The organism is Proteus mirabilis ATCC 29906 (assembly GCF_000160755.1).
GTDB lineage: Bacteria > Pseudomonadota > Gammaproteobacteria > Enterobacterales > Enterobacteriaceae > Proteus > Proteus mirabilis.
This window is the reverse complement of sequence record NZ_GG668579.1, coordinates 168,506-180,977: the sequence shown is the minus strand read 5'-3', so window position 1 is coordinate 180,977 and position 12,472 is coordinate 168,506. Positions and strand designations below refer to the sequence as shown.

General features: G+C 39.1%; 8 protein-coding genes. 4 read left to right on the top strand and 4 right to left on the bottom strand.

All coding sequences use genetic code 11. The features are described from left to right. The first annotated feature begins 523 nt into the window (after window positions 1–523). Complete coding sequence (locus HMPREF0693_RS11770; protein WP_004245634.1) at window positions 524–2,260, top strand: pyridoxal phosphate-dependent decarboxylase family protein; 1,737 nt, start codon at window positions 524–526, stop codon at window positions 2,258–2,260. A gap of 86 nt (window positions 2,261–2,346) precedes the next feature. Here the strand turns inward: HMPREF0693_RS11770 and HMPREF0693_RS11765 are convergent, their stop codons facing one another. The 3 genes from HMPREF0693_RS11765 to HMPREF0693_RS11755 form a co-directional block, all read right to left on the bottom strand. Further along, window positions 2,347–2,613, bottom strand: coding sequence for a DksA/TraR family C4-type zinc finger protein (locus tag HMPREF0693_RS11765; protein WP_036932443.1), 267 nt, complete (start codon window positions 2,611–2,613; stop codon window positions 2,347–2,349). Between the two features lie 220 nt (window positions 2,614–2,833). Beyond that, a complete protein-coding gene (gene pyk / locus HMPREF0693_RS11760) occupies window positions 2,834–4,285 on the bottom strand; it encodes a pyruvate kinase (protein WP_004245632.1) in 1,452 nt (483 codons plus the stop codon). A 62-nt stretch (window positions 4,286–4,347) separates the two neighbouring features. After that, window positions 4,348–5,685 (bottom strand): MFS transporter, encoded by a 1,338-nt coding sequence (locus HMPREF0693_RS11755; protein ID WP_004245631.1) that lies wholly within the window; start codon window positions 5,683–5,685, stop codon window positions 4,348–4,350. A 312-nt stretch (window positions 5,686–5,997) separates the two neighbouring features. Here HMPREF0693_RS11755 and HMPREF0693_RS11750 point away from each other — a divergent pair, with 312 nt between their 5' ends. From HMPREF0693_RS11750 to HMPREF0693_RS11740, 3 genes are read left to right on the top strand one after another with little or no spacing between them, the layout of a single operon-like run. Further along, complete coding sequence (locus HMPREF0693_RS11750; RefSeq protein ID WP_004245630.1) at window positions 5,998–7,284, top strand: ABC transporter substrate-binding protein; 1,287 nt, start codon at window positions 5,998–6,000, stop codon at window positions 7,282–7,284. 57 nt (window positions 7,285–7,341) lie between these two features. Next, on the top strand, window positions 7,342–9,717 hold the full coding sequence (locus tag HMPREF0693_RS11745) for an ATP-binding protein (protein WP_004245629.1): 2,376 nt from the start codon (window positions 7,342–7,344) through the stop codon (window positions 9,715–9,717). Continuing rightward, window positions 9,695–10,972 (top strand): sigma-54-dependent transcriptional regulator, encoded by a 1,278-nt coding sequence (locus tag HMPREF0693_RS11740; protein WP_004245628.1) that lies wholly within the window; start codon window positions 9,695–9,697, stop codon window positions 10,970–10,972. The genes HMPREF0693_RS11745 and HMPREF0693_RS11740 overlap by 23 nt, the downstream gene beginning before the upstream one ends. Window positions 10,973–11,015: 43 nt before the next feature. Here HMPREF0693_RS11740 and dhaM read toward each other — a convergent pair whose 3' ends face one another. Continuing rightward, window positions 11,016–12,464: a dihydroxyacetone kinase phosphoryl donor subunit DhaM gene (gene dhaM, locus HMPREF0693_RS11735; RefSeq protein ID WP_004250192.1), complete on the bottom strand. Its 1,449-nt coding sequence runs from the start codon at window positions 12,462–12,464 to the stop codon at window positions 11,016–11,018. Between the last annotated feature and the right edge of the window lie 8 nt (window positions 12,465–12,472).

Here is a 12,472-nt window from a genome sequence, read left to right as displayed (position 1 = left end):
ATTAAGCCTCTTTAGCATCATTAACTATTATTTTAATATTTAATGTCACGTAAAAGTTAAGTAAAAAATAAATTATCTATTAATAAAGCATAATGTAGTTTTTTATTCTTATTTTGAGTATTGTAGTTACATTAAATGCAATTTTAATTGCATTAATTTCATTAAAAATAGATTAATTAATTTAATTAAATATCTATTCTAATAATTTCAATAAGTTATTTGGTTTTAATATTTTTTCATTATATATCAAATTATTACAGTTAATTCCGGCGATAATGCTAATAGTGAGACTATTTTTATTGTGATGTCAGTCACATAAAAGCAAGGATAGGAGTGCAATGACTGTCAATATAGCTTGCCATTTATCCCTATCTTATTGATATATTTTAAATAAAATAAATTATTAGTTAACTATTTAAATAACAACTGTTATATATAGATCACTAACTATTTTAATAAGAAAATGTATAGTATTGCTATTCAGTTTATTTAAGCTATTGTCGGTTTTTATTTGGAGAATATAGTGAAAAGTCAAGATTTGTTGGGTTTATCTTCTGCTAACATTCTAAATGCTGAATTTGAGAAGAAGTACCGTGATGTTATTGCTCACTTTTTCAGCCGTGATCCGCAGTATTGGCCGATATTTCAGGATAAAACCATTCAGTCTATTACACAGTTTAGAAAGACCATGACGAATGATAAGGATCAATTACAGCGTTATGAGAATGGGCAGGCGTTATTTGACCGTTTAATGGCTGATGGGCAGATCCAGCAACATATTAATTACCCAGAGAATGATCCTAACGAGTTACTCATGTTAGTGTCGACGTTATGCAAAAACTGGGAAAATCCATTAGCGGTTGAAAATGTCATTGCGATGCCAAGCGATCCGGGTGTTTATGGCTCAATATTAGGATTAATGGGCAATCCTAATATGGTTTATTGTGAATACTCAGGTGTTGCTGACGTTTTAGAAAAAGTCACCATTAAAAAAGTAGCTAAATTAGTAGGGTACGATCCCGAAGTTGCCTCTGGGGTTTTCACCCAAGGTGGCACCATGTGTAACTTATATGGTTATCTATTTGGTTTACGTAAATCAATGCCTAATTCTAAACATTTAGGCATGGCAGCCGATCAGGATTATCGTATTATTAACTCTCAAGGGGGTCATTATTCTAATATGACCAACTTGGCGCTATTAGGAGTTGATGTTAATAACAAGACTATCCGCATTAAGGTGTCCGAAGATAATACGATTAATTTGGAACACTTAGAGCGTGAATTAAGAGCTTGTTTTACTGTTAAGTGTAAAGTACCAACTATTATGCTGACGACAGGGACGACGGACACCTTTGGCGTTGATGATGTTAAAGGCGTTTGCGAATTAAGAGATCGTCTGTGTGAAGAATTTGAAATCGCGGTTAAACCACATATTCACGTCGATGCAGCAGTAGGTTGGCCAATTATTTTCTTCTTAGATTATGATTTTAATAGCAACCCTCTGGCTATCAACGATATTACTTTAGAAGGTTTACGCCAAAATGTGGCGAAATTTAAACATCTAAAATATGCTGATTCAATTACTATCGATTTCCATAAGTGGGGATATGTACCTTATACCTCAAGTTTAGTGTTAGTGAAAAATGGTAATGACTTTGTTGCCCTTGAAAATGATCCGGAAAACTTCACTTACTTTGAACATGAATTAGAAGGTCAAACCCATTTACAATCAACTATTGAATGTACACGTAGTGGGGTTGGTATTTTTGGGGCTTATTCTGCAATGCATTATATGGGGATTGAAGGCTATCAAACCATCATTGCCCATTGCCTACAAAACGCGAACTATATGCGCCATCAATTACTTGCTATGGGGAATGCCAAAGTCATAGTGCCTCAAAACCAAGGCCCAAGTGTTGGGTTTAAATTATATGATCCAAACTTAGTCTCTGATCCTAATGTTGCCTTTGATCTAGAATCAACCTGTGCGACAGATAAAGAAGCCTATGACTTTATGGTACATAATGCACAATGGCATAGAAAATTATTCTTACAACGGGGTAAAAAGGGATTATTTACCAACTGGGTTGATTCTATTGCTTGCTCTAAGTATGCAAAAAATAATCGCTATGTTTATATTCCGGGGGAAAAAGCTGTCTTTATGAACCCGAATACGGAACGTTCCCATATTGATAATTTCTTAAAGATAATTACTGAAATGAGCCATAGTTTAAGTGCTAAGAAAGTCAGCAAAATTTAACTCGTGAGTTGATTGAATAAAATAAACTGTACCTTGATTGAGTAAGCTTACATAAGGTACAGTTTTTTGTATAAGAAGTGTGCTCATTATCTGAGTTGGCTATCTTTACTACCACGGCGATTATAGCCACTAAAGGTATTATATTTTTTATCTATCATTTCTTGGCAGTTAATACAATAGCGAACCCCTCGAATCGCTTTTTGCCGAGCCAATGGAATTGCTTCACCACACTCATCACAAAACTCAGCACTTTCTCCCTGAGTCATTTGGTTACGCGCTCTTGCAATGGCATCATCAATAGTGGCATCAATTTGTTCTTGAACAGCACTATCATTTGCCCATCCACTTGCCATCATATTCTCCTATTAATACAGTGAATATAGGAATTAATATTGGGATGCTGTCGAAAAAAACAACAGCTAGGAGCACTATTTTTTAATAGATAATGATGGTTAGGTGCATTAAAAAGAAAAATAGCCACGTTCCATGTGGCTAAAATAATTGGCTATACTGTTTTTCTTGTTATTGGCCTCTTCAGGTTGCCTCTCTCATAAGCTATTTGATAACAGACAATTAAGTTAAAGCTGTTGTAACTTGTTTTACCGGAACCAGATGACAACAGTCACTTTCACCGGTTTTTTCAAAGGTCGATAAACGGGTGATTAAGAGTGAGTGAATATCTGTTAATAATCCTTCTGTTTGCAGTTTTTGCATGATGTTTTCATCACCATCATTATTATTTTGACGTTGATAAGTGACAGGCGTTACACCACGTAATACAGTCAACTGACCAGCAAGTGCGGGGTTATCTGTTAATGCATAAATATTGTTATTTGGCATAAAGCGCGATAGAAGCGTGACTGATTGACCATTGTCAGTTAAAGCAGCAACGCTCAGATGTTTATCATTATGAAAAGCTGCTGTGGTCGCCGCTAAAGCAATCCAACGGCCTGTTTGTGAATAGTAAGAAGGGGATTGCCATGGGTTTTCGGCATTGGCGGCAAAAGAGCGCTCTGCACCTTCTGCAACACGAGCCATTGCACGAACGGCTTCTTCAGGATATTTACCTGCAGCTGTTTCTGCAGAAAGCATCACCGCATCTGTGCCATCACCTACTGCATTAGCGATATCCATCACCTCCGCACGGGTAGGCATTGGATTTTCAATCATGGACTCCATCATTTGGGTGGCTGTAATAACTGGGCAACCTAGAGCACGACAACGAGCAATTAACTGTTTTTGTGCACCAGGAAGACAGGCATCGCCAATTTCAACCGCTAAGTCCCCTCGCGCTACCATAATGACATCCGATGCTTGAATAATGTCATCCATATTGGCTTGACATGAAACGACTTCTGCACGCTCTACTTTGGCAACAATTTTTGCCTGACTGCCAGCAGCAACAATTAAACGACGGGCATATTCAATATCTGCACCATTACGAGGGAAAGAAACGGCTATATAATCTGCTTGAATAGCGGCTGCTGTGTGTATGTCTTGCTTATCTTTGTCCGTTAAGGCTGGTGCGGATAAACCGCCGCCGAGTAAATTAATTCCCTTACGGTTAGATAATTTTCCACCGACAGTGACCACTGTCTCAATATTATTATTATTTACTGCACGGACTTTTAATTGGATATTACCGTCGTCAAGTAACAGAATATTCCCTGGTGTGACTTCTTGTACAAGTTGTGGGTAATCTAACCCCACTTGTTGTTCATCGCCTTGTGTGCTGTCTAAATCTGCATTGAGGATAAAACTATCCCCTTGTGTTAATTGAATAGCATTATTTTTAAAACTCGCTATACGGATCTTAGGGCCTTGCAGATCAGCTAAAATGCCGATAAATACACGATGTTTTTTTGCGACCTGACGGATAGTTGCGGCTGTGGACTGATGCTGTTCGCGAGTACCATGTGAAAAATTTAAACGAAATACATTAGCGCCAGCTAAAATCAGTTTTTCAATCATCTGTTCTGAGCAACTAGCAGGGCCAAGAGTCGCAACAATTTTTGTCTTACGCATAGTGACATTCTCTTTTTTAAAGAGGGATACTGAAAAGTATCCCTTGATAACAACTTAATTTATTAATCCATGGTGACTTTTTTCGCATTCCAGACCAGCGTAGCTAAGATCATGGACACGATGGCAGAACCAATCCAGAAATACTGTACCGTTGTGAAATCATAGTGAGTGATATCACCGACTTGCGTGACTTTGATCAGCGAGGCAGAAACAAGCTCTTGAGCAGATGCGGCAATATAAGCAAAAAGTCCGATAAAGCCTTTTACTGCACCTACTGCGTTTTTTGGCATCAGATCGCAAGCCGTTAAGCCCGCCAAGAACACCACCAGTCCGCCCATAGCAAAACCAATCATACTTAATGCAATGGCATCCATAACACGGCTTTGTGGTCCCCAGAACATGAGGGCGAAACCGGCAATATTGGCGATACCATAAATAAGTGTTGGGATATGACGATTAGCATTAAATAGTTTGTCAGAGGCCATACCGGCTAAGATGGCGCCAAAGAAGCCCGCAATAGGGTAAGTTGACATAGCAAAGCCAGCATCAATCAGTGAATAGCCTTTTGAGCCTTGTAGATAAAGCACCGCCCATGAACTGATTGCGTAGCGTGAAATATACATGGCAGCGCAAGCTGCAGCGATGATCCATACGGTAGGTTGTTTTAGGACAAATAATTGAGCACGGCGAGTTTCTTTTGGATCACTTGATTTAACGGCTTCTGACTCTTCACCATACGCACTGGCAGGATCAGGTAGACCATAAGTACGAGGACGATCTTTTAAGATCATCAGTAAGATGATACCTGCTGCAATACCCGCGATACCTGCACCGATAAAACCGGCACGCCAGCCAAAGAAACTCACTATGGTCGCAGTTAATATCCAAGTGATTGCTTCACCGATATTACGTGAGCCACCCCAGATAGAATAGACTGTACCGCGCTGTTTCGGAGAAAACCATTGGAAAATAGACACACAAGAAGGGGCAGATCCTACCGATTGGAACCAACCATTAATTCCCCACAATAAGATGAAGAATAGGCTCGCAGTCGACATTCCCATAAAGATACAAACAAAAGAGGACGCAATCAGCGAAATGGACATAAAGCGGCCAATATTGGCATAATCCGACAAGAAGCCATTGGAAAACTTACCAAAGGCATAGGTAAAGAAGAACGCCGACCCCATTAAACCCAGTTCTGCAGTGGTCACAATACCGGCATCTAGCATCGGCTTTTTAACGACACCAAGTGCCATACGTACCACATAGAACATGGCATAACCTAGTACTAGCCCAAGAAAAACCTGCCACTGATATTTTTTATATATTGAGCGGATCTTTTCATTGGACGCTTCGATTAGCGGCAGATCCTTTCTGGTTTTAAAGAAACTTAACATAGAGATGACTCCGAATATTATTCATGCCTGAAGCTGATTTTGTTTTTCAGGGCAGATGCTATTCATTTAGGCCATCAGAGGGCAAAAGCGCTAATTTGAGTCAGAGCTGACACATTCTGCTGAATCGGTGAGTCAAATTTGTAACATTGCTATTAGGTGTTGGACTAAAAATGAGTGAATATATCGTCGTATCATCATCGAAAATGGGTCATTAAGGACTCATTCACTGAAAATAATAAATATTGCTAAATATCAGAAATTTGATGCTCAACACATTTTTAGGTTTATTCAACACAAAATCAGGGGTATGTCATGAGAATAAAAATAATCTTTAGCCTCATACTATTATTTAGTTGGCTGTTTATCACTCCAGCAAAAAGTGATGAGCAGCCATTGGTTATACTGACAACACTTTCAGATACACCCATGCGACCACTTACCGAAGCTTTTAGTGCTCGTTATCCTGAAACTAAGGTACAAGTGGTTTATCGGCGTGTTGCGATCGCTACACGGATGATGAAGCAGTATCCTACGCAACCTGTTGATATAGTGATGTCCTCTTCGGCTAATTTTTTTCATCATTTAGATAGAGAAGGACTACTCGCGCGCTTACCGATTAACTATGAAACACCAAAATGGCTAACTCGTCATAGTGATATCTTAAATGACAAAATAACCACGGTGGGTTATTCAGGTATTGGGATCATGAGTAACAGACAATACTTGCAAAAGTTAGGTATTCCGGCACCTAAAAGTTGGATTGATTTAAGTGATCCGATTTACCAAGGGCACTTAACTATGACGACACCAGCCAACTCTGGCACGATGCAACTGATGGTTGAAAATGTGCTGCAAGAATATGGTTGGGAGCGCGGATGGCAAATTTTACTAGAAACCAGTGGTAACCTTTCTTCGATATCGGCACGTAGTTCACGAGTGAGTGACGCTATTGCCAGAGGTATTGTGGGGGCGGGGCCTATTATTGATAATTACGCTTTTAACCACCAAAAACGCTTTGATTTTGTTGATTTTAGTTATTTTGATAAATCAATTATTTTACCTGCTTATGTCGCTATTGTGGCTGAAAGCAGTAAAAGAGATACTGCGGCCAAATTTATCGCCTTTCTTTTATCGGATGAAGGACAAGAGATTATCTATAAAAGTGATATGGCGAAGATCCCCCTCAGCAAAGAAATTTTACGTAATAATGATGAGCTTGCTAATAATACTGAGTTTATTTTAAACAGTAATGAAGCTTATCGCCGTAGCGAAGTGGTCAATGTTCTTTTTGATCAAATGATCACCCATAATTTTCCATTAATGCGCCAAGTTTGGAATGAGATCCACGAGGCAGAAAAACAACAAAATCGATCACCAGAACGGATCGCAGCAACCAATCAAGCCCGAAAAATAGCCAGTTCAGTACTAATTAGCGAAAAAGAAGCTAATTCACCGACATTACAAGCCTTATTTATGAAAGAAGCCGATCAGCGGGAATATTCAGATCAAGCGTTAGCCGTATTGTACCAATGGCGTACATTAGAAGCGGAAAAACTTGAACAAGCATTAGTTTTATTGAAAGAAACTAAATCTCCCTAACCGCCTTGTGGTTCAGATATACAGTTGAAAATACTGTTTTTTTGAAAGGTATGATGGATGCAGATATTAATGCCTAAGCAATCGGGCAAACTCGGTAGACGCCTTTATTTGGCGTTTATCTTTAGTTCGTTACTCACTTTATTGATTGGTGGGGTGATATTTTTTATGTGGGGAAAATTAGCCACTCAAATCAATGCGTCTGTTGGTGACTCCTTACCTATGTTAACCACCAGCTATAATATGGAGCGTTACAGCACTAATTTACAGATGCTATTAAAAGAGCGTGAGCAAACACAACGTAAATCAGTTTCAGAACAACAAAAACAGCAAATTTATCAACTATTAGATAATCTGCGCGAGTTTCCGATTGAGCAACAATCACAACGCACTTTTTATAATCAATTAGTGGATGACTTATCAAACTTAATTGAGCAGCAAGATATTTTATTAGATAAACGTCGTGAACTCGAAAATAGGTTAGCACAGCTTTTAGGTCAATTGGCTTGGATGCATGATGCGGTAGGTGAAGATATTAAGCCTCTACTTAATGAAATTGAGTGGCATGTCAGCCAAATGCTTAATGAAAAAAATGTACAGGAAAATAGCTTACAACTGCTTTTAGAATCAACGTTACTTCAAGAGTTATTCACTACAGAAAATGAATTAATTAGCTTAGTGGAAGAAATTGCACATCAACGCTATAGCCGTGATATTGATGTCGCATTTCACTATATAAGTGTCAAAATTGATGAAATTATCGCTTTAAATCAAAAATTAAAAAGCTATCCTTCTACCATTGCTCATCGCCAAGTATTGCAAGAAATTATTGCGATCACTCGTTTTGACGGTGATATCTATCAAACATTGATTGATGATGTCGAAACCGAAAAAAAACTTAAAGCACTTACCCCTAAATTAAATGAAAAATTATCTCAGTTTGATAATGCAGTAAGAAGTAATGTGCTTGCCACCAGTGAAGCATTGAATAAGCTCAATGATAATACGCGACAACTGATGGCAACGGGAAAAATTGTCATTATCTTAATTGTCGTTGCTTCACTATTGCTCAGCATTATTGTCATGAAAATCTTAATAGATAGGCGACTGATTGCTAGATTAAATAAGTTGAGTGATGATCTCGCCCATGTTGCTAAAGGTCATTTAACAGAGCCTGTATTAATTGAAGGGCAAGATGAAATTGGATTATTAAGTCGCCGTTTGCGGCGCTTTTGGCGTCAAATGAAAGAAGTTGAAGCCACGAATGCCCTGAATCTGATTAATAATACCGATGCCAGTTTAATTACTTGTCATCATGATGGACGTATGGAAACCGTCAATCCCAGTGCTGCTACTTTATTAGGTATTGGTCATGAACAGAGCAATAAACCATTATGGTTATTATTTAGTGGTGAAGCCAATACGATATTAAGAGCGCAGTTTAGTCCCACAAGTCCGCTTTATTTGTTTGGGCAAAGTGAGTCTATTGTGAGCATGGTAAAACAAGGAAAGCCTCATTTTCTGCAATTTAATATTCGCGAATATCCTCATAAAGACGAGCATAAATATATTGTGACGATCACGGATATTACTCGCCAAGAATTAAGTCGATTAGAATTAAAACATCTTGTGGCATTAAAAACCCAAGATTTACAAGAAAAGAACCAACAATTAAATGAAGAAATTGTGCGTCGTGAACAAGCACAAAAACACTTAATTCAGACACAAGAAGAGTTAGTGCAAGCGGCCAAAATGGCTGTAGTAGGACAAGCAATGACCAGTCTTGCACATGAATTAAATCAACCGCTTTCAGCCATTAATACCTACTTATATAGCGTTAAATTAACACTACAGATGGAGAAATATGACCAACTTCCTGATCCCATTGAGCGTATTGAAAAATTATGTGCTCGTATGAATAGGATCATTACGGCATTACGTAATTTTTCTAAAAAATCCTCATCTGAAGTCAGTTATGTTTCAGCGCCGTTACAGGGGCTGGTGGAAAGTGCCATGGTATTAGTGGAATCGCGCTCTAAACGAGAGCAGTGCACCATTATCAATAATATCCCCAGTGAACTGAATATTTGTGCCGATCCAACACAAATAGAGCAGGTCTTAGTTAACCTGTTTGTTAATGCAATGGATGCGGTCGCAGGAATGGGCGAAAGTCAGATCAGCGTCGACCTATTATCGGATGAAGCGAAATATCAACGAGTGGGCATTACCGATAGTGGCAAAGGATTTAATGCTGATGTTTTACCAAAATTATTCACCCCTTTTACCACCACCAAAGATGTTGGGCTAGGGTTAGGGCTATCGATTTGCCGTTCTATTATGCAACGGTTTGGTTATGAAATTTACTTAGCATCGGCATTAAATGGCGGTGCGATGGTTGTTTTGGAGTTTACTCATGACACAGTCACTGCTGTCTGATATTGATGTACTATTAATTGATGATGATGAGGATATTCTCGAATCTTATCGTCATTTGCTTAATCTTGCCGGAATGGTTGCCAGAGTGACTGATTCGCCAGAAAAAGCATTGAGTCTGCTGACACCAGAATATGAAGGAGCGGTAGTGTTAGATATTTACATGCCTGCGATGAATGGCATGGAAGTCTTAGCGCGTATTCAACAAATTGATCCTCGTATTCCGGTGATTATGATCACCGGCCACGGTGATATACCCCTTGCTGTAGAGGCCGTTAAAAAAGGCGCTTATGATTTTATTGAAAAGCCCATTAATCCACCGCTATTTTTAGAGTTAGTTGCTAAAGCGCATAAAGAGCGAAAATCACTTCTTTCACTTAGAAAAACGATGATCACCACCACTCAAGAGCGTTTAGTTGGCGATAGTGCACAAATTACCGCCATTAGACAGCAAGTACAGCAAATTGCTGATATTGATAAAGACTTAATGATTGAAGGTGAGATGGGGACAGGGCGACATCTACTCGCTCAGTTATTACATGAATTAAGTCCTCACAGCGATAAAGCGGTGACTACGGTAGATTGTCAAAATTTAGTAGATATTAAGCCACTGATTGCTCAAATAGAGCAAGAGGAAGTCGGCACACTGATTTTACGCTCCCCTTATGATTTACCTTCTGGTGCACAACGTTGGTTAAGTGCTTACCTATTAGATATGGAAAGGCAGGGTAAGCGTCAATTTAGAACGATCGCGATTTTAGAAAATAATACCCAGCAATTGGTCACTGAAGGGCGATTGATACCTGAGTTCTATTACTACTTTTCGCAAATAACTTTTTCTTTGCCACCATTAAGCGCAAGACGCCCAGATATTATTCCTCTATTTAGAGCCTTTTTACGGCAAAGTGCTCAGCGGCTTGGGATCGCCGTACCAAAAATTGATCGTAATTATCTCGATATATTAAAACGTTATGATTGGCCTGGAAACATTCGTGAGCTACGGAATGTCGCTGAACTCTATGCTGTTGGTATTGTGAAAATGGTTGATAGTGAACAACATCGTGCCATTATCCCCCCTGAAGGGCCTTTAGATAACTTAGTTGATGATTATGAGCGTCGCTTAATTGAAGATGCACTCTATTTATTTGCTGGCCGTGTGAGCGATGTGGCTGATTATTTAGGTATCCCACGTAAAAAACTCTATTTACGCATGAAAAAGCATGAACTGGATAAAGAGAGTTATAAACCTAAGGTTTGATAGTTATCAATAAGCGCCATTTGGCGCTTATTGCATTAGCACATTAATTTATTGATCCAATAATTAATTCACTACTCTTGAGATCAAGGGTTAATTCTTGTGCTTCTTTTATTTTTAATAATCCATCACCTAAATGAACTAACATCGGTAGCCCCATCTGCGTGGCGATAATGGCACTGTGAGAACAACTATCCCCTTCAGCTAAGGTAATGGCTAATAATTGAGTTGCATCAAACTGAATTAATGTCGAGGGGAATAACTCTTTAGCCACTAAAATAGAGGGTTGTGATGGGGTAAATTTAGGAGGCGTTTTCTGTTGTAAATGGTAAAGAACTTGATTGCGCAGATCACGAAGATCTAACTCCCGTGCTCTCAAATAAGGATCACTGAGAGTACGGTAGAGTTGGATACGTTCTTTCATTTCATTCGTCCAACTCTGCTGAGCGCTAACGTTATCTGTTTTAATACGATCGATAACATTGGTGAGTAATTCTTCATCATCCAGCATCATGATATGGCCGTTAAAAATAGCGCCTATTTGTTCACCTAATGTGTGATTGGCTTTTTCAGCATAGTGCTTCAAATCATTGAGTGTATCTTTTATCGCTTGATTAAATTGCTCAATTTGTATTGTGCTATCGAGTGGTGCAGATAAATTTTCAATAGGGGCTAATTCTAGCTCATGCCAAATAAAAGCCGGTCCCTTGATGGGGGAAGCGGGTACAAGAGTACCGGTTAAACTTTGCTCCGTGAGTTCATCCGGTAATGCTTCGCCAAAACCTTGTTTAGCCAGTGCTAAAAAGGCATCAATAGCCTCATTTTCTTGTTCCCCTGAAGCAATTAAGGTTATTTCATCACCTTGACGAATTTGAATAAGAGAAAGTTGATTTAAACTAAGGGGATTAATGCGTCTATCTCCCTTAATTAATTGATAGTCAGCACGAAATTTTGACAGTAGCTCAACCAGTGTCGCTGCAGGTCTAACGTGTAAACCATGAGGATTTTTTACCACCCAATGAGCTTCTTTGCCGTGCATTTGAATAGAAGGCGTGACATCATTTGGCTCTGAGCCACCCATGTTTTCACCCAATTGCATCTTTTTAGGGGTTAGTGCATGGTTGGCTTCTTCGAGAACCTTTTCTAAGCTAGCTCCGGATGACGCTGCGACAACAGCGGCTAATGTTCCTTCTACCAGCGGAGCTGAGCATAGTGTCACTTTTTGCGCTAATTCTGTATCAAGCAGTTCAATTGCTGTCTCTGTACTGAGTATGGCACTACCTAAATCCATCATAACAATAATGGCATCAGCTTCGGCGAGCGATTCAATCGCCGTCATAATTTTAACAGCGTCAGTACCAATAGGGTGCGCTTCATCATCAACACCTGCGGCAATGGCTAATCGGCAATGCGTTGGGTTAAGCATTTGATTCGCCAACGCCTCAATACCCTCAGCAAGATGTTTACTATGAGAAACAATCACGATATTAATCATGGCAGACC

Coding starts and splice junctions, on each gene's coding strand:
- HMPREF0693_RS11765 (WP_036932443.1), bottom strand. CDS start 2,613: ATGGCAAGTGGATGGGCAAATGATAGTGCTGTTCAAGAACAAATTGAT.
- dhaM (WP_004250192.1), bottom strand. CDS start 12,464: ATGATTAATATCGTGATTGTTTCTCATAGTAAACATCTTGCTGAGGGT.
- HMPREF0693_RS11755 (WP_004245631.1), bottom strand. CDS start 5,685: ATGTTAAGTTTCTTTAAAACCAGAAAGGATCTGCCGCTAATCGAAGCG.
- pyk (WP_004245632.1), bottom strand. CDS start 4,285: ATGCGTAAGACAAAAATTGTTGCGACTCTTGGCCCTGCTAGTTGCTCA.
- HMPREF0693_RS11740 (WP_004245628.1), top strand. CDS start 9,695: ATGACACAGTCACTGCTGTCTGATATTGATGTACTATTAATTGATGAT.
- HMPREF0693_RS11750 (WP_004245630.1), top strand. CDS start 5,998: ATGAGAATAAAAATAATCTTTAGCCTCATACTATTATTTAGTTGGCTG.
- HMPREF0693_RS11745 (WP_004245629.1), top strand. CDS start 7,342: ATGCAGATATTAATGCCTAAGCAATCGGGCAAACTCGGTAGACGCCTT.